This window comes from Gelidibacter sp., from assembly GCF_039916245.1.
GTDB lineage: Bacteria > Bacteroidota > Bacteroidia > Flavobacteriales > Flavobacteriaceae > Gelidibacter.
Window position 1 is genome coordinate 1 of the sequence record NZ_JBDSLS010000043.1, and the last position, 17,933, is coordinate 17,933.

Below are 17,933 nucleotides of genomic sequence, written 5' to 3' on the forward strand. Positions count from 1 at the left end.
GCAAGAACCACAAAGGATTTTCGCAATGGACGTCATGAGATTTTATAACCTTGCGAACTTTGGGATTTTACTCTGCATCTTAGCGGTTAAATTAAATCCTCAAACCTAAAATCCCACAACTTTTTGACTTGATCCAGGATTTCTGAAGAATATAGGATGTTTCGAAAATTTCGAAACCACCCTAAAACAAAAAAGCATCCCGATTCTGTTAAAAACAGAAAAGGAAAGCTTCTCATTGGAATACCAAATCGCTCTGGTACTCACTACGTTCCGAATTTAACTTCGGAAACAACACAACTTCTTTAAAGCGCTAAAAAAAGCTCTAAATTTCTTTAGAGCTTCTTAGCATTTTTGCGGTCTGGACGGGACTCGAACCCGCGACCTCCGCCGTGACAGGGCGGCATTCTAACCAGCTGAACTACCAGACCGTTGCGTCAATGCGAGTGCAAATATACACCTCAATTTCAATATCGCAAATGTTTTATGCACTTTTTTTAAAATTATTTTCCCTACTTAAATTTCCCACGCTCTACCATGTAGGTAGTCAGGATCTTATCGAAATCCTTAGTGATATTAGCTTCCACATATTTTATTTGATATTGACCACACTTAACCCGCAATTCATCAAAATAAGATCCTACAGCCGATTCATAAGCCTCTTTTATGGTTTCTGGATACAAATTAATGTGCTCGCCAGTCTCAACATCTACAAAACGCTTGGGTGTATTGTCAAAATAGAAAGTCAATTCCTTTTCCTTATCAAACACATGAAATAAAACCACCTCATGTTTCTTATGTTTTAAATGCCGAAGCGCCTCAAATAATTTTGTTTGATCCGTTGTGGTCTGGAACATATCCGTAAAGAAGAAAATCAAAGATCTACGATGGATCTTCTCCGCAATTTGATGCAGATAGGTATATGTTTCTGTTTGTTTGTTAACCGGCCTTGAAATGATCGTTTTGCTCAATTCACTCAATAACATGTGATGGTGGCGCTCACTTCCCTTTTCGGGCGCGTAATAATCATAGGCATCGCTATAAATACTCAAACCTACCGCATCACGTTGCTTTTTAAGAATGTGCATCAAACTGGCAGATGCTAAAGCTGAAAACGCAATTTTATTCAAATTATTGATGGAAAACGATTTCATCTCCGGATAATGCATGGAACTGCTGTTGTCAATAATCAAGTGGCAACGCAAATTAGTTTCCTCATCATAGCGTTTGGTAAACAGCTTATCCGTTTTGGCAAACAACTTCCAATCAATATGTTTGGTGCTTTCGCCTTGATTGTAAATCTTATGCTCGGCAAACTCCGCAGAAAACCCATGAAATGGACTCTTATGCATCCCAGCAATAAAACCTTCAACCACTTGCTTGGCGAGCAGTTCGAGATTTTTAAAACCTCCCGTTTTAGTAAGTTCTTGCTGTAAATCCATTTGATAAACTATTAGACCGATTTTTTTAAGCCTTAAGACTGCTTGCTTCGACCAAAGCTCAGCACAAATCGCTTGTAGAATTAAGTATTAAGACTGAAACTAAGAACGCTCCAATCTTAATACTTGATACTGTATTCTTATTTCTATTGGGCAATCTTATCAACAATGCCGTAACTCACAGATTCCTCAGCGCCCATCCAATGGTCGCGATTAAAATCCTTCATTATCTTTTCGATAGATTGATTGCAATTTTCCGCTAATAAACGTGCACTCAATTCTTTTGTTTTCAAAATTTCTTGGGCAGTAATTTCAATATCACTCGCTGGTCCGCGTGCACCGCCACTTGGCTGATGGATCATAACGCGTGCGTGTGGTTGGATCAATCGTTTGCCTTTCGTTCCTGCTGACAACAAAATGGAACCCATCGATGCTGCAAATCCTGTACAAATCGTAGATACGTCACTTTTCAAAGACTTCATACAGTCATAAATCGCAAATCCAGAAGTCACATAACCTCCAGGACTATTGATATATAAATGAATATCCTCAATATCCAAAGCATCTAAGTACATCAACCGATCGATGACATGTTTCGCCGATTTATCATCCACTTGTCCCCAAAGGAACACTTTACGCTCTTCTATCAATTTGCGATCAATCGCATCTTGTATTTTTGTTTTATCGCTCATTTTCTAAATTTTTAACTAAAATAAAAAAAGGTTTACCATTACAGCAAACCTTCTATCATTTTATCTGAATATTCTATTTTTTTTAAGATCACAGATAGTACATCATATCCTAATCCTGAATTTTTAGATATTAGTATATAGATGCTTGCTCTATTTAACGACTATAAAAGGGCGTCAATAGCATCAGTGTAAGCATTTTTAGGAGCTACACCAACCTGTCTTCCAACAACTTCTCCGTTCTGGAACACTAATACCGTTGGGATGTTACGCACACCATATTTAGCAGCAAATTCTTGATTTGCATCAACGTCCACTTTACCAACGACAGCTTTACCTGCATATTCTTCACTAATTTGGTCAATGATCGGTCCTACCATTCTACAAGGTCCACACCAAGCAGCCCAAAAATCTACTACTACCGGCTTATCACTTTTCAAAACCGTTTCTTCAAAGTTTGCATCTGTTATTTCTAATGCCATATTTTTTATACTTTTAATTGTTTCACTTTTATTTAATGCTCAAAAATAATCAAAATATTAACCAATCCTTATACGGTTAACATTTGTTTTGCTTATAGCTGGATTCGTGATAGTTATAACAACTTTTTGCGCGCATAAACCGGGCTTTCCGTTGTATCTTTTTATTGCGAAAAGCAATAAAAAGGCTGCCACTTCAAATGCGAAGCATTCATGAGTTCCAAATATAAAATAAAAGTGGACGAATAATCCCTTGCGCAAATTTGGCTTTTCAAAACAAGTCGTCATTATTAGGGGAATGAAGCAATTTTCTCCACTTAATTCTTAATTTTCAACTCTGTTCGAAATTCAAAAGATTGCTTCGTCATGCTTCCTCGCAATGACCGTTTAATTCAACTTATAAAATAAATCCTGACCATTCAATTCATCCAACAACTCCTGAGAAATCTTTACTTTTTGCTTTCTACTCGGCATGTGCAATTTAATTTTGGCTTCATTATCATAAACCAAAAAATTCAGCGCATGATTCCCTTCATGCATTCTTAAAATTTCATCAAGCGCCTTGATTTTACTTTCTTTCAAATCCTTTATCTCTAACTGAATCGATAATTTTTTCGCATAGGTCTCCATGACGTCATGCAACAATTGAAAACTGGTAAATTGCAATCGTGGTTCACTTTTTTTCCCTGTATCCTTATTCGTCCAGCCTTCCTTGACATACACTTTAACATACACGAATGAACTTTGCACTAAAAAGTGTCTAAATCTCAAGTATTCTTCTCCAAAAATTCGGAATTCAAAACTATCGGTATAATCTTCAATGGTAAACATGGCCCAACCTTTCCCCTGCTTGCTCACACGATGCTCCACGACAGTCACCACCCCGCCAAAGGTCAATTCCCGATTGACATAAGGATCAAGATTTGTAAAGAGCGCCAACGTGGCGTTACAAAACGTTTTCATCTCGATCTTGAAATCATCAAGTGGATGTCCAGAAATATAAATCCCGACCACTTCACGTTCCTGAGCCAATTTTTCCATGGTGCCCCACTCCTCACAAGGAGGCACTAAAGGCTCAGCAATTTGAACATCACTGGCATCACCAAACAAACTGACTTGTGCTGAGTTTTCATTTTCCTGATGCTTGCTACCATAGCGTATCGCCTTTTCCAAAAACGTAATATTGTCTCCTTCATCCTGAAAATATTGTGCGCGGTGGGTATCCGTAAAACAATCAAATCCGCCAGCCAATGCCAAGTTTTCAATGGCTTTTTTGTTGGCCGCCCTTAAATCAATTCGCTTTGTAAAATCAAAAATAGATTTGTAAACCCCATCTTTTCTGTTTTCTACAATCGTCATCACGGCGCCATGGCCCACGCCTTTAATAGCACCCATTCCAAAACGGACCGCATAATCCTTGTTAACTGAAAACTTGTAAAAAGATTCATTGACATCTGGTCCAAGCACATTCAATTTCATCCGCTTGCATTCCTCCATAAAGAAAGTGACCTGCTTGATGTCGTTCATATTATTACTGAGTACCGCAGCCATATATTCGGCCGGATAATGTGCTTTTAAATAAGCCGTTTGGTAAGCAATCCAAGCATAACACGTGGAATGCGATTTATTAAACGCATAACTCGCAAATGCTTCCCAGTCTTTCCAAATTTTCTCCAGTTTTTTAGCGTCATGACCATTAGCTTCAGCCTGAGCTATAAATTTCGGTTTCATCTTATCCAAAACCGAAATCTGCTTTTTACCCATCGCCTTCCGCAAAACGTCGGCTTCACCTTTGGTAAAATCGGCCAGTTTTTGCGATAGCAGCATCACCTGCTCTTGGTAAACGGTAATACCATAAGTTTCCTTTAGATATTCCTCCATCGCAGGAAGGTCATATTCTATCTCTTCATCGCCGTGTTTACGTCTGGTAAAACTTGGAATATATTCCATTGGCCCCGGACGATACAAGGCGTTCATTGCGATTAAATCTTCAAAAACGGTCGGTTTTAATTCCTTAAGGTGTTTTTGCATCCCTGGAGATTCATATTGGAACACGCCTACAGTTTCGCCTTTTTGGAACAACTCATAAGTCAATTCATCATCTAATGGAAAAGTGTCAGGATCGAGTAGAATATCGTGTTTAGCCTTGACAATTTTAACCGTATCCTTAATTAAGGTCAAGGTCTTTAATCCCAAGAAGTCCATTTTCAGCAAACCGGCATCCTCCACCACAGAGTTATCAAACTGAGTCACATACAAATCAGAATCCTTTGCCGTGGCCACCGGAACGAATTTGGTAATATCATCTGGCGTAATAATTACCCCACAGGCGTGAATTCCTGTATTTCTCACGGAGCCTTCAAGAATCCTTGCCAAATTAATGGTTTCAGCTTCCAAGCCACGACCTTCGGAAAGGTTGATCAGTTCGTTTACTTTTTCTAAATCTTCTGATCGGAATGCTTTGCTGAGCTGTTTTTCATCATAGCCAAATATTTTGCCCAATTTGGACATATTCGGGATAAGTTTTGAGATGCGGTCGGCATCAAAAAGTGGTAAATCTAAAACTCGCGCGGTATCACGAATGGACGATTTGGCCGCCATGGTACCGTAAGTAATAATTTGAGCCACCTGGCTACTTCCATATTTTTGGATCACATAATCCATAACCTTGCTCCGGCCTTCATCATCAAAATCGATATCGATATCCGGCATGCTCACACGATCCGGATTCAAGAAACGCTCAAAAAGCAAATTGTACTTTAGCGGATCAATATTGGTAATCTTCAAACAATAAGCTACCACAGAACCTGCCGCCGAACCACGACCAGGTCCCACAGAAACATCCATGTTTCGGGCTTCCCTGATAAAATCCTCAACAATCAAGAAATACCCAGGATAGCCCGTATTTTCAATAACACTCAACTCAAAATCCAGTCGCTCCTTTATCTCCTCGGTAATTTCTGGATACCGTTTTTTGGCGCCTTCATAGGTAATATGTCGCAAATAAGCATTCTCTCCGCGTTTGCCTTTATCTATAAGATCTTCGGCATGTCTAAATTCCTCAGGAATTCCAAACGCAGGCAACAAGACATCTCTAGCCAATTCATAGGCTTCCACTTTATCGACCACTTCCTGAATATTGGAAATAGCTTCGGGAATGTCCTTAAAGAGTTTTTTCATCTCTTCGCCCGACTTAAAATAATATTCCTGGTTAGGCATCCCAAAACGATACCCGCGGCCGCGTCCTATGGGCGTCGATTGCTTTTCGCCATCTTTAACACAGAGTAAGATATCGTGCGCATTGGCATCTTCCTTCTTACCATAATAGGTATTATTGGTAGCGACCAACTTAATGTCGTGTTTTCTCGCAAAATCAATCAACACAGGATTAACCCGATTTTCATCTTCCTGATTATGGCGCATCAACTCCACATAAAGATCGTCACCAAATTCCTCTTTCCACCAAAGCAAGGCTTCTTCTGCCTGGTTTTCGCCAATATTCAGAATCTTGCTAGGAACTTCTCCATAGAGGTTTCCGGTTAAGACAATAAGATCCTCCTTGTATTCTTGAATTAGTTTTTTATCAATTCGAGGCAAATAATAAAACCCGTTCACAAAGGCGTGCGACGATAATTTAGATAAATTATGATAGCCATTTTTATTTTTGGCCAACATGACAATCTGGTAACCGTTATCCTTTCGGCTTTTATCTTTATGGTCTTCACATACAAAAAACTCACAGCCCAGAATAGGTTTGATTATTTTTTCAGTCGGAGTTTCGCCGCGTTCTTCAGCAGCTTTATTTTTAGCTTCAACATTTCTATTGTGATTGCCCACCGCTTTCACAAAATGAAAAGCACCCATCATATTAGCATGATCGGTAAGCGCTACGGCAGACATATCTTGTTCCGCTGCTAAAGCCACCAGATCAGGCACACTGATGGTGGATTGTAATACTGAAAACTGCGAGTGGTTGTGCAAATGCACAAACTCAACATCTTTAAGCTCTTCAATATTTTGGGCAATTTCTTTTTTGGAAGGCTCATCAGACTTTTGAAGTGCTTCAATCTGTTTTTTAACCTTTGCGCTTTCGGCTTTAAGATTGATATGCTTTAATCCGATCAACTGAATGGTTTCCGGATTTGCCTCTTTAAAATTCTCAAAATAATCGGATGCAACGTCCAATTGCTCTATCGTATATTCTTCACGTCTGATCAATTCCAAAAAACAACGTGTGGTCGCCTCAACGTCGGCAGTAGCATTATGTGCTTCTGAAAAAGGAACGTTAAAAAGAAATTGGTGCAACTCGGTTAAAGTTGGCAATTTAAATCTTCCATAACGTCCGCCCGGAAGTTGACATAAACTTGCAGTATGTTCTGTACAGGTATCTAAAACAGGAAGTTCCTGTAAATTATTGACCACCCCTTCACGATGAAATTCAGCGCCCATAATGTTCAAGTCAAAACCAACGTTTTGTCCCACAACAAATTTAGTCTTTGCTAAAGCGGCATTGAATTTCTCTAATACTTCAGCTAACGGCACACCTTGCTGTTGGGCAAGATCAGTTGAAATACCGTGAATTTTCTCAGCATCATAAGGAATATTAAAGCCGTCAGGCTGTACCAAATAATCCTGATGCTCGATAATATTACCCATAGCGTCATGCAATTGCCAGGCTATTTGGATACATCTTGGCCAGTTATCCGTGTCGCTGATGGGCGCATCCCAACGTTTTGGTAATCCTGTGGTTTCGGTATCGAAAATTAAATACATGTATGTTGCTTTGTTTGTAGTTTCTTGTTTAGTCGTTTTTAGCCTCGAACCTGTCTAATGACGGTCGAATCCAAGAATAATTTTAATAAAATCGGCTGAATTTACTGGGCTTTTTCTTCAAAAGAAAAGTTTTTAAAATTACATATAAATAACGCTTTTATAAAATGAAAATTGGAAATAGTTGGAAATAAAAATGCAATCCAAGGGACTACTTTGATAATAATTACACTTGTCTTTATGCTTTTGAAGCACTCCCGTGAAATAACCCAAAGAGCTTTTTTGATTGGACGTCAATATAATCGTCATTTTTTCAATTTTATTATCTGCAATAACTCTGCTTCTTCCATATTCAAAAATCACAGCATCATGGCCACTCTTGTACCAAAATCTATCCTTTCCATTTCCTTAACTTGAGGAAGAATTGAATTATACCACATTAACACCCTTATCATTTAACACAATGAATATAACCACCATCCCCTTCACGGCCCCACATTTCAGACCGCTTATTATGAGCTAAATACCTTGTTGAAAATCAAAAAACTAAGAAAAATTATTCCTAAGTTTATTTGCAGTAAAATAATTGTCAATAAAATATTTGTAGTATCTTTGCGGACTTATTAATAATAGAGGTCGCGAACCTCACTAATTAATTATTTATGGCAGTTAAAATTAGATTACAAAGACGCGGAAAAAAAGGGAAACCATTTTTCTGGATCATTGCGGCCGATTCAAGGTCAAAAAGAGATGGTAAATACCTAGAAAAAATAGGTGCTTACAATCCAACTACCAATCCAGCAACTATTGAATTAGATGTTGATTTGGCAGTAAAATGGTTACAAAATGGTGCGCAACCTACTGATACGGCAAAAGCAATTTTGTCTTACAAAGGTGCCCTATTGAAAAACCATCTTGCTGGCGGTGTTAGAAAAGGTGCTTTAACAGAAGAGCAAGCAGATGCTAAATTTGCGGCTTGGTTAGATGAAAAAGCAGGTAAAGTTGACGCTAAAAAAGAAGGTTTAGTAAAAGCTAGTGCTGATGCTAAAGCGAAAGCTCAAGAAGCTGAAAAAGAAGTAAATGCTAAGCGTGAAGCTGAAGCTGCACAGGTTATTGCCGATGCAGAAGCTGCCGAAGCTGCTGCAAATGCTCCTGCTGAAGTTGAAGCAACGGAAGATGCTCCAGCTGAAGATGCTAAAACAAAAACAGAAGAATAAAGAATTTATTTTTTATACTTTTAAACTCCGATATGACCTATCGGAGTTTTTTGTTCAATAAGCTATTCTAACCACACAGAATAAGTCCTTGAACACCTCCGTCTTTTGGCGGGATCTTATTAAATTTGTTAAGTTAAAGTTTAAAGAAAAAATCTATGTTAAAAGAAGACTGTTTCTACGTTGGTAAAATTGTAAAGAAATACAGTTTTAAAGGAGAATTGCTCATAAAATTAGACTCGGATGATCCAGAAATCTATGAAGACATGGATTCTGTTTTTGTTGATCTTCGCAATAATCTAGTGCCTTTTTTTATTGAATCGTCACAGCTACATAAATCTGAATTGTTACGGGTAAAATTTGAAGATGTTGAGACGGAACAGGATGCCGATGCACTTTTAAAATGTGACATTTACTTGCCTTTAGAATTTTTACCAAAACTTGATGATGACAAATTTTATTTCCACGAAATCATCGGATTTGCAGTTGAAGACGTAAATTTTGGAAAGGTTGGCGTTGTAAAATCGGTTAACGATTCCACAGCCCAAGCACTTTTTGAAATTGACCGTGATGGAATTGAAATTTTGATCCCTATGAATGATGCGTTTATTAAGAAAGTAGACAAAGAAAACAGACTTATTTTGTTGGAAACACCAGAAGGACTGATTGATCTATATCTCGAATAAATTCCAAAGAAAAAATTCCAAATTCCAATATGTTATGGAAAACAAGAGAGTTTATGATTTAGAAGAAAGAACATATCTGTTTGCAAAAAACTGTAGACTTTTGATAGCGTCACTTTCTAAAACGATTTCCAACCTCCAGGATGGAAGACAATTGGTACGCTCATCAGCCTCAGTAGCCGCAAACTATATAGAAGCCAATGAAAAACTTGGCGATAAAGATTTTTTATTTAGACTTAAAATCGCAAGAAAAGAAGCTAAAGAATCAGTGCTATGGTTAAAACTTTTAAGAGACTTAAACCCGTCTTTTGAAGACACTTTACTCAATCTTCTGAATGAAGCAGAAGAGTTGAGAAGAATCTTATCTGCAATTATTAATAAGTCCTGATTTTGGAATTTGGAATTTGGAATTTTAAACATTGGAGCGCTTATGAAACAGTTTAAATTCAAACAATTCGCCGTCAACCAAGACCGTTGCGCCATGAAAATAGGCACGGATTCCGTCTTGCTTGGCGCATGGACTGATGTGGATGCTCATCCATATTCTATTTTAGATATCGGCGCTGGCACCGGCGTTTTAGCATTGATGCTAGCGCAGCGCAGTGGCGCAGAACTCATTGACGCCATTGAAATTGATGATGATGCCTACGAACAATGTGTTGATAATTTCGAAACTTCGCCATGGGGAGATCGCCTTTTTTGTTATCATGCTGCTTTAGACGAATTTGTTGATGAAATTGATGATAAATACGATCTCATCATTTCCAATCCCCCATTTTACATCGACACCTACAAGAGCAATAGTAAGCAACGCGATTTAGCACGATTTACAGATGCTATGCCGTTTCGACAACTTATTGAAAGTGTTTCAAAATTACTTTCTGAAAACGGACGGTTTTCTGTGATCGTTCCAATTTCAGAAGAAAAAGAAATTATCGTATTAGCTTCCAAAGAACATCTTTTTCCAAATCGTATTTTAAGAGTAAAAGGCGCGCCTCATACAGAAATTAAACGCAGCCTCATCGAGTTTTCTTTTCAAGAAACTTCTATAATTCCCAAGGAACTCATCATAGAAACTGCAAGACATCAATATACAGACGATTATATTGAATTAACCAAAGATTTCTATCTCAAAATGTAGTTTATAATTGTTCACTGCAAACGGTTTCGCTATTTTTGTTTTTCAATTTATAAAATAGCAACACATGAAGCCAGATTTGTTTCAAGCCCCAGATTACTACAACATTGATGAATTACTGAATGACGAACACCGTTTAGTACGCGATGCTGCTAGAGAATGGGTAAAACGTGAAGTATCACCTATCATAGAAGATTACGCTCAAAAAGCTGAATTCCCTAAACAGATCATTAACGGACTAGCCGAAATTGGAGCCTTTGGACCATACATTCCGACGGAATACGGCGGTGCTGGTCTAGACCAAATTTCTTACGGATTAATCATGCAAGAAATTGAACGTGGCGACTCTGGTGTAAGAAGTACGGCTTCTGTACAATCGTCATTAGTGATGTATCCTATTTGGCAATACGGTAACGAAGATCAACGTCAAAAATACCTACCAAAACTTGCCAGTGGTGAATGGATGGGAAGTTTTGGACTGACCGAGCCGGATTACGGAAGTGACCCTGCCGGCATGGTAACTAATTTTAAGGATATGGGCGACCATTATCTTTTGAATGGTGCCAAAATGTGGATTTCTAACGCCCCTTTTTGTGATATCGCCGTAGTTTGGGCTAAAAATGAAGAAGGACGTATCTATGGCCTAATCGTCGAACGTGGTATGGAAGGCTTTACGACTCCTGAAACTCATAATAAATGGTCATTAAGAGCGTCTTCAACAGGAGAGCTTATTTTTGACAACGTTAAAGTTCCTAAAGAAAATTTATTACCTAACAAATCTGGATTGGCCGCGCCATTGGGTTGCTTGGATTCTGCTCGTTATGGAATTGCTTGGGGCGCCATTGGTGCTGCCATGGACTGTTACGATACAGCTTTAAGATATAGTAAAGAACGCATGCAGTTTGGAAAACCTATTGGACAGTTTCAATTACAGCAAAAGAAATTGGCCGAAATGATTACTGAAATCACCAAAGCACAATTATTAGCCTGGAGATTAGGTGTCATGAGAGAAAACGGCACAGCAACCTCAGCGCAAATATCGATGGCCAAACGCAATAATGTGAATATGGCTATTACTATTGCTCGCGAAGCACGTCAAATTCTAGGAGGTATGGGAATTACTGGCGAATATAGCATTATGCGTCACTCTATGAACCTTGAAAGTGTCATCACTTATGAAGGCACACACGACATCCACTTATTGATCACTGGATTAGACATTACCGGTTTAAACGCTTTTAAATAGAGCCTAAGGCTCATTTTATTATTTCACTCCGACAGAAGTGTGATAGACAAAAGTATTTTCATTAATCCTTTTAAGGATAAAATAGAAAAAGCGAGCTACAAAAGCTCGCTTTTTCTATTTTATTTTATTTTAACAGGGAAAACGGATTAACCAATTACCTTAAGACCTCACAGGTTTTAAAAACCTGTGAGGTCTGTAAATATTAAGACTCCGGAGCCAATTCCACCTCCAAACCTTCCAGTTCTAAAGTAATTGGTATTTGGCAACTTAATCTTGAATTATCTTTTACATAAAACGCTTCGGAGAGCATCGCTTCTTCATCGTCCTGCATTTCAGGAAGTTCTGTATCGTTTAACACATAGCATTGACAAGACGCACACATCGCCATCCCACCACAAATACCGACGGTTCCTTCAGGAGCTAGTTCATAACTTCTGACGACCTCCATCAGGTTCATGGCCATATCAGTGGGCGCCAAAACCTCATGAGTAACGCCTTCTCTATCGGTTATTTTGATTTTTATATCTTGTTCCATCGTTATATTTGAATCAAACCTGTCAGGTTTTAAAAACCTGACAGGTTGAGTAGAACTAATCTATCGCTTTAATAACTTGTTTTGGCGCTTCCTTACGGGTGCCATCAAATCCATCAACACCAGCAACCGTAGTATATTTCAACACATAACGCTTTCCAGGATTAAGAATTTGATACGCCGCTTGGCACATCAAGGTTGCTTCATGGAAACCACATAAAATCAGTTTTAATTTCCCTGGATAGGTATTGATATCGCCTATGGCAAAAACACCTGGAATATTGGTTTGGTAATCCAAAGCATTATTGACCACGATGGCATTTTTCTCAATTTCGAGTCCCCAATTGCCAAGAGGTCCAAGTTTAGGCGACAATCCGAATAATGGAATAAAATGATCACATTCTATCTCAAATTCTTTTTCAATATTAAGCGATTGCGTAACCACTACGGCCTCCACTTTATAATCCCCAACAATATTGATGACTTCTGCAGGAGTGACGAGGTTAATCTTTCCTTTATCCTTTAGTTCCTGTACTTTGTCAACGGAATCCAAAGCTCCTCTAAATTCATTACGTCTATGAATTAAGGTAACTTCAGAAGCGATATCTGCCAGGAAAATACTCCAATCTAAAGCAGAGTCGCCACCACCAGAAATAACCACACGCTTATTTCTGTACATTTCCGGATCTTTAATAAAATATTCGACACCATTATCTTCGAACGAAGCAATATTTGGAATCAAAGGTTTACGCGGCTCAAAACTGCCTAAACCACCGGCAATAGCAACTACAGGGGCCTGATGTTTAGTTCCTTTATTGGTGGTCACAATAAAACTGCCGTCCTCTTGTTTTTCAATCGTATCTGCGCGCTCCCCCAAGGTAAATCCAGGCTCAAATTGCTTGCACTGTTCCAAGAGGTTATTGGTCAAATCTCCTGCTAATATTTCAGGAAAACCGGGAATGTCATAGATAGGTTTTTTCGGATAAAGCTCAGAACATTGACCGCCTGGTTGTGGCAAAGCGTCAATGAGATGGCATTTCATTTTGAGTAATCCGGCTTCGAACACAGCAAAAAGTCCTGTTGGTCCTGCGCCAATGATAAGTATATCGGTTTTAATCATATAAATGGCCACAAAAGTGGGTACTTCATTTAATTCAACTTCATTTTAAAGTGCAAAAATCCGAATAAAGAAAGTTTTATTTTATGACTTTCATCATGTTGTAACTATTAAAAAGTCATTCGGATATAACGGAATCCCGAATTTTCGAGATGGCATAAGCAGCAATTAAGCCACAACATTAATGACCTCTTCAATTTGAGGTGCATACTTTTTTATGGTCATTTCAACACCAGACTTTAAGGTCATTTGATTGACAGAACAGCCTACACAAGCACCTTCCAACTGCACTTTGACCAATTTATCATCTTCTATTGACAATAACACAATGTCACCGCCATCACTTTGTAGGAACGGACGGATTTCATCTAGTGCCTTTTCAACATTTAATCTAAGTTCTTCACTAGTCATGTATCTAATATTAAGGTGTTTACAATACCATTAAAAAGTATCGTTATTTTATTTTTTAACCGCTGAACATCCAGCCATCGTTGTAATTTTGATTGCTTCAGTTGGTGGCAGATCATCATTTCTTTTGACCACTTCCTGCACCACGCTTCGTGTCAATTCCTCAAAAGCCAGCTCTATTGGAGTTCCTGTTTGCATCGCTGCCGGACGCCCCAAATCTCCTGCCTCACGAATACTTTGTACCAAAGGAATTTCACCTAAAAACGGAACATTCAAATCGTGAGCTAAGTTTTTAGCACCTTCTTTTCCGAAAATATAGTATTTATTATTCGGCAATTCCGCCGGGGTGAAGTAGGCCATATTCTCAATAATTCCTAGCACAGGAACATTGATGCTTTCTTGCTGAAACATCGCCACTCCTTTTTTGGCATCCGCTAAGGCCACATTTTGCGGTGTACTCACAATAACAGCACCTGTGATAGGCAATGCTTGCATAATACTTAAATGGATATCGCCTGTTCCCGGAGGTAAATCAATCAACATAAAATCCAACTCTCCCCAATGGGCGTCAAAAATCATTTGGTTTAAGGCTTTTGATGCCATTGGCCCACGCCAAACTACGGCTTGATCTGGTTGGGTAAAAAAGCCAATGGATAATATTTTAACGCCGTAGTTCTCAACGGGTTTCATTTTAGATTTGCCATCAATATTAACAGATAAAGGACGCTCACGTTCTACATCAAACATAATAGGCGCAGAAGGCCCATAAATATCAGCATCAAGAAGCCCAACTTTAAACCCCATTTTAGCCAAAGTAACTGCTAAGTTTGAAGTCACTGTTGATTTTCCTACACCGCCCTTACCCGAAGCCACAGCTATAATATTTTTTATTCCCGGAATGGCTTTTCCTTTGATCGTATTGGCCGCCGATTTTGGTGGTGCATCCACTTTCACATTGACCGTTACTTTTGCCTTCTCATATACTTTGTCATGAATAGCTTTCATGATTTCTACTTCGGTTTTCTTTTTGGCTTGAAGCGCTGGATTATTTATAGTGATATCTACGATAACTTCATCAGCAAAAGTGACCACGTTTTTAACAGCGCCACTTTCTACCATATTTTGTCCTTCACCTGGGGCAGAAATGCTTTCGAGGGCTTTAAGGATGTCTTGTTTATTTAATTTCATTGCTTTGAGATACTAAAAGTCAAAGAATAATAATGGTTAGGCTTTTAGATTTCCATTATTTATTTCTTACTTTAATTAAGAATCATTCTAAAGTGCAAATATAATTAATATAGCTGGAAGATGGAAGCTGGGAGCTCGAAGTTTTTAACCACGTAAGATGGAGCGCTCTTATGCAGTCGGTTTATGATGTTAATTGTAAATTTTTACAAAATTAGGAAATAATAGGATAAAACTCCACCTTCTTAAATTTCAATAAAGGAATGAAAATGCTTCTATTTGGGATTTGGTCCTTGAATTTTGGTGCTTGTACCCTAAAGCTCTTTTATTGGCTCCCAAAACACCTCAGCAAAATTCTGGATTTGATTGTCCTTCACTTCAATCCCCTCGCTTTCCAATAATTGTTGCATTAAGTTGGTGCCTTCAAAATGGAATTTACCAGTAAGTAGACCTTTTCTATTGACGACGCGATGTGCTGGAACATCTTTACCTACACTGCCATTTAATGCGTAGCCCACCATTCTTGCACTTTTGGAAGCGCCAAGGTAATTGGCGATAGCCCCAAAACTGGTCACACGACCATAAGGAATTTGTTTGGCCACGGCATATACCTTTTCAAAAAAATTGAGCGTTTCTGGCTTCATAGCTCCTTTATAATATTGAACAATGTAACTGTGGCAATGATCCCCGTGATGCCACCAATAATATAGTTCATGTTTTTTTGAGAGGTCAACTTCTTATTCTTGATCTTGTCAAAAAAGAATATATATACATACAACATCACAAACGTACCAGTAACCGCACCAGATACATAAGATATGATCATGGTTTTACTAAAGTCCAACCAACCAAAAGATGCCAAAGTGACCGTCATATAGGCCTGATAAGGAATTGGAAACACGTTAATTGCCGACAAAAAAATGCCATGAAAAAAACGACTGTGCTTACTTCGAGATTGTGGCTCGACTTCAGTTTTGGAAGTTGCTTTGGCGATCACGAGATAATAAACAGTAATCAGCACAAAGATGACAAACGCCACGCGTTGCAAAACCTCAACCACATCTTTATGGTTGATTAAATATCGTGCAAACATGGCAGCAATATAGGTTTGTAGAAAAACTATAACACAAACACCAATCGAGAACATTATCCCTCGAACATGTCCTTCCTTAAGGCTGATTTTGGCAGCCGTCATATTCAGCAATCCGGGAGGAATGACACCAACAAGCGCAATGACCATTCCAAGAAGAAATATGACAGTAATGTTCAAGTCTATTTAATTTTAAATCTAATATAGGTAATTGCTTTGTTCTTTTCTAGATATTGACCTTCATAATAGGTCTGAATTTCTGTCACTTCTGCTGGACTTCCTTCTTGTCTGTACACATCATGATTAGCATAAAGCACCTCGTGACCTGCACCATGCAACAAGCCTAAGGTATAGCCATGCATAAATTCACTATCCGTTTTTAAATGCACAATACCATCTGGCTTGAGGATAGTTTTGTAACGGTCCAAGAAGTCAGCGTTGGTCATACGGTGTTTAGTTCGCTTATATTTTATCTGCGGATCTGGGAAAGTGATCCAAATTTCATCCACTTCATTTTTGCCAAAGGCATGTTCGATCAATTCTATTTGGGTTCTTAAAAAAGCGGCGTTAGGAATTCCGTCCTCAATGGCCGTTTTTGCACCTCTCCAAAATCGGGCGCCTTTAATGTCAATCCCAATAAAGTTTTTGTTGGGATATCTTTTAGCCAACTCAACAGTATATTCTCCCTTTCCACAGCCCAATTCCAAAACCAAAGGATGGTCGTTTTTAAAAACCTTCGCGTTCCATTGTCCTTTTATTTCAAATTCGCCATTTACCAATTCATCACGCGTGGGTTGATACACGTTTGAAAAGTTTTCATTTTCTCTAAATCTCTTGAGTTTGTTTTTGCTTCCCACGTTTTATTATTTCTGGTTTCTGCTCTTTCAGGTTTCTTGTTTGTTGCCTGAATAAGCTTGTTTTTAATAATTTGCAAAATTAAGGAAATATATGGAAGTGATTATATCGTTATCTTTGAATGTTTCGAGAACTTTTAATTGTTTGCCGAATTTGCGCGAGGGGTTGAAGCGGCATCCTTTTTTTGCCTTGCTATATGTCATCAAACTCCAATACCTGTTTAGCAAAAAAAGATATAGCGGAAAACCCGACCCTTGTGGTCGCGCCCAAAATAAAAATGAAGAAAAAGATATTAATAGCGCCTTTAAATTGGGGATTGGGCCATGCAACACGCTGCATCCCGATCATTAACGCTTTAGCACAACACAACTTCACGCCTATAATGGCAAGTGACGGCGCGGCACTTTCGCTTTTGACCAAGGAGTTCCCTGACTTGGAAGCCGTTGAATTGCCTTCTTATAATATCAGCTATGCCAAAAAAAGAAATCATCTAAAATTGAAACTTTTAAAGGATACTCCAAAGATTTTGAAAACCATTCGGGATGAGCAAAAGGCAGTTAAACTTATTGTAAAAACGCATCAGATTGACGGCATTATTTCAGATAATAGATTTGGGGTTTATCATAAGGATTTGCCTTCGGCTTATATCACGCACCAACTGAAAGTTTTGAGCGGTAACACGACTTGGCTAAGCACAAAAATTCATCAGAAAACCATCCAGCGATTTAACGAATGCTGGGTTCCTGACACTCTAGAGCAACCTAATTTAAGTGGAAAGATGGGTCATATTGAGGATCATGGACTAAATATAAAATACATTGGCCCTTTAAGTCGATTTCAAAAAACCGAAAGCGAATTTCAGTACGACATCATGATCTTGTTATCTGGTCCAGAGCCTCAACGCAGTATATTGGAGGAGAAATTATTGAAAGAATTTAAAAATTACAACTTTAAAGTTTTGTTCGTAAAAGGCATTATAGAAGAAGAGCAAACCGTCCATACCTCTGGAAATATGACCATCTATAATTTTATGACCAGTGAACTGTTGGAAAAATCCATAAATTCAAGTGAACTGATCGTGGCGCGGTCGG

General features: G+C 38.5%; 17 protein-coding genes and 1 tRNA gene. 6 read left to right on the top strand and 12 right to left on the bottom strand.

The features are described from left to right. Window positions 1–354: 354 nt before the first annotated feature. The 5 genes from ABIQ28_RS02115 to dnaE all read right to left on the bottom strand — a co-directional run bounded on the left by ABIQ28_RS02115 (window position 355) and on the right by dnaE (window position 7,377). Window positions 355–428, bottom strand: a tRNA-Asp gene (locus ABIQ28_RS02115). 81 nt (window positions 429–509) lie between these two features. Next, a complete protein-coding gene (locus ABIQ28_RS02120; protein ID WP_348035101.1) occupies window positions 510–1,439 on the bottom strand; it encodes a DUF58 domain-containing protein in 930 nt (309 codons plus the stop codon). 143 nt (window positions 1,440–1,582) lie between these two features. Further along, the gene (locus tag ABIQ28_RS02125; RefSeq protein ID WP_348035102.1) at window positions 1,583–2,128 is read right to left on the bottom strand and encodes an ATP-dependent Clp protease proteolytic subunit; all 546 of its coding nucleotides are present in this window, start codon (window positions 2,126–2,128) and stop codon (window positions 1,583–1,585) included. Between the two features lie 161 nt (window positions 2,129–2,289). Beyond that, a complete protein-coding gene (gene trxA, locus ABIQ28_RS02130) occupies window positions 2,290–2,625 on the bottom strand; it encodes a thioredoxin (protein ID WP_348035116.1) in 336 nt (111 codons plus the stop codon). Between the two features lie 366 nt (window positions 2,626–2,991). Continuing rightward, window positions 2,992–7,377: a DNA polymerase III subunit alpha gene (gene dnaE / locus ABIQ28_RS02135; RefSeq protein WP_348035103.1), complete on the bottom strand. Its 4,386-nt coding sequence runs from the start codon at window positions 7,375–7,377 to the stop codon at window positions 2,992–2,994. A 659-nt stretch (window positions 7,378–8,036) separates the two neighbouring features. Here dnaE and ABIQ28_RS02140 point away from each other — a divergent pair. The 5 genes from ABIQ28_RS02140 to ABIQ28_RS02160 all read left to right on the top strand — a co-directional run bounded on the left by ABIQ28_RS02140 (window position 8,037) and on the right by ABIQ28_RS02160 (window position 11,655). Further along, entirely contained in the window at window positions 8,037–8,591 is a 555-nt protein-coding gene (locus ABIQ28_RS02140; RefSeq protein WP_348035104.1) for a 30S ribosomal protein S16, read from the top strand. A 155-nt stretch (window positions 8,592–8,746) separates the two neighbouring features. Beyond that, window positions 8,747–9,274, top strand: coding sequence for a ribosome maturation factor RimM (gene rimM / locus ABIQ28_RS02145; protein ID WP_348035105.1), 528 nt, complete (start codon window positions 8,747–8,749; stop codon window positions 9,272–9,274). A gap of 34 nt (window positions 9,275–9,308) precedes the next feature. Beyond that, complete coding sequence (locus ABIQ28_RS02150) at window positions 9,309–9,659, top strand: four helix bundle protein (RefSeq protein ID WP_348035106.1); 351 nt, start codon at window positions 9,309–9,311, stop codon at window positions 9,657–9,659. Window positions 9,660–9,701: 42 nt separating this feature from the next. Further along, window positions 9,702–10,412, top strand: a complete 711-nt coding sequence (locus ABIQ28_RS02155; RefSeq protein ID WP_348035107.1) for a methyltransferase — start codon at window positions 9,702–9,704, stop codon at window positions 10,410–10,412. Between the two features lie 64 nt (window positions 10,413–10,476). Next, window positions 10,477–11,655, top strand: coding sequence for an acyl-CoA dehydrogenase family protein (locus tag ABIQ28_RS02160; RefSeq protein ID WP_348035108.1), 1,179 nt, complete (start codon window positions 10,477–10,479; stop codon window positions 11,653–11,655). Window positions 11,656–11,857: 202 nt separating this feature from the next. On the opposite strand, the gene ABIQ28_RS02165 is transcribed toward ABIQ28_RS02160, so the two are convergent. The 7 genes from ABIQ28_RS02165 to trmB all read right to left on the bottom strand — a co-directional run bounded on the left by ABIQ28_RS02165 (window position 11,858) and on the right by trmB (window position 16,844). After that, window positions 11,858–12,190, bottom strand: coding sequence for a 2Fe-2S iron-sulfur cluster-binding protein (locus tag ABIQ28_RS02165; protein ID WP_348035109.1), 333 nt, complete (start codon window positions 12,188–12,190; stop codon window positions 11,858–11,860). 55 nt (window positions 12,191–12,245) lie between these two features. Next, window positions 12,246–13,307: an NAD(P)/FAD-dependent oxidoreductase gene (locus tag ABIQ28_RS02170; RefSeq protein WP_348035117.1), complete on the bottom strand. Its 1,062-nt coding sequence runs from the start codon at window positions 13,305–13,307 to the stop codon at window positions 12,246–12,248. 165 nt (window positions 13,308–13,472) lie between these two features. Further along, window positions 13,473–13,715: a NifU family protein gene (locus tag ABIQ28_RS02175; RefSeq protein WP_348035110.1), complete on the bottom strand. Its 243-nt coding sequence runs from the start codon at window positions 13,713–13,715 to the stop codon at window positions 13,473–13,475. A gap of 48 nt (window positions 13,716–13,763) precedes the next feature. Continuing rightward, entirely contained in the window at window positions 13,764–14,900 is a 1,137-nt protein-coding gene (locus ABIQ28_RS02180) for an Mrp/NBP35 family ATP-binding protein (protein WP_348035111.1), read from the bottom strand. A gap of 311 nt (window positions 14,901–15,211) precedes the next feature. After that, entirely contained in the window at window positions 15,212–15,541 is a 330-nt protein-coding gene (locus ABIQ28_RS02185; protein ID WP_348035112.1) for an MGMT family protein, read from the bottom strand. Continuing rightward, window positions 15,538–16,167 carry a LysE family transporter gene (locus ABIQ28_RS02190; protein ID WP_348035113.1) on the bottom strand — a complete coding sequence of 210 codons (630 nt, stop codon included), beginning with the start codon at window positions 16,165–16,167 and terminating at the stop codon, window positions 15,538–15,540. Before ABIQ28_RS02190 ends, ABIQ28_RS02185 begins: the two co-directional genes overlap by 4 nt. A 2-nt stretch (window positions 16,168–16,169) precedes the next feature. Then, entirely contained in the window at window positions 16,170–16,844 is a 675-nt protein-coding gene (gene trmB / locus ABIQ28_RS02195; RefSeq protein WP_348035114.1) for a tRNA (guanosine(46)-N7)-methyltransferase TrmB, read from the bottom strand. Window positions 16,845–17,119: 275 nt separating this feature from the next. Here trmB and ABIQ28_RS02200 point away from each other — a divergent pair. Continuing rightward, the coding region (locus ABIQ28_RS02200) for a glycosyltransferase (RefSeq protein WP_348035115.1) at window positions 17,120–17,933 on the top strand (814 nt) is incomplete at its 3' end.

What these genes read in the sequence shown, in the direction of transcription:
- ABIQ28_RS02120 (WP_348035101.1), bottom strand. Translation starts at nt 1,439, where the DNA reads ATGGATTTACAGCAAGAACTTACTAAAACGGGAGGTTTTAAAAATCTC.
- ABIQ28_RS02125 (WP_348035102.1), bottom strand. Translation starts at nt 2,128, where the DNA reads ATGAGCGATAAAACAAAAATACAAGATGCGATTGATCGCAAATTGATA.
- dnaE (WP_348035103.1), bottom strand. Translation starts at nt 7,377, where the DNA reads ATGTATTTAATTTTCGATACCGAAACCACAGGATTACCAAAACGTTGG.
- ABIQ28_RS02140 (WP_348035104.1), top strand. Translation starts at nt 8,037, where the DNA reads ATGGCAGTTAAAATTAGATTACAAAGACGCGGAAAAAAAGGGAAACCA.
- rimM (WP_348035105.1), top strand. Translation starts at nt 8,747, where the DNA reads ATGTTAAAAGAAGACTGTTTCTACGTTGGTAAAATTGTAAAGAAATAC.
- ABIQ28_RS02150 (WP_348035106.1), top strand. Translation starts at nt 9,309, where the DNA reads ATGGAAAACAAGAGAGTTTATGATTTAGAAGAAAGAACATATCTGTTT.
- ABIQ28_RS02155 (WP_348035107.1), top strand. Translation starts at nt 9,702, where the DNA reads ATGAAACAGTTTAAATTCAAACAATTCGCCGTCAACCAAGACCGTTGC.
- ABIQ28_RS02160 (WP_348035108.1), top strand. Translation starts at nt 10,477, where the DNA reads ATGAAGCCAGATTTGTTTCAAGCCCCAGATTACTACAACATTGATGAA.
- ABIQ28_RS02165 (WP_348035109.1), bottom strand. Translation starts at nt 12,190, where the DNA reads ATGGAACAAGATATAAAAATCAAAATAACCGATAGAGAAGGCGTTACT.
- ABIQ28_RS02170 (WP_348035117.1), bottom strand. Translation starts at nt 13,307, where the DNA reads ATGATTAAAACCGATATACTTATCATTGGCGCAGGACCAACAGGACTT.
- ABIQ28_RS02175 (WP_348035110.1), bottom strand. Translation starts at nt 13,715, where the DNA reads ATGACTAGTGAAGAACTTAGATTAAATGTTGAAAAGGCACTAGATGAA.
- ABIQ28_RS02180 (WP_348035111.1), bottom strand. Translation starts at nt 14,900, where the DNA reads ATGAAATTAAATAAACAAGACATCCTTAAAGCCCTCGAAAGCATTTCT.
- ABIQ28_RS02185 (WP_348035112.1), bottom strand. Translation starts at nt 15,541, where the DNA reads ATGAAGCCAGAAACGCTCAATTTTTTTGAAAAGGTATATGCCGTGGCC.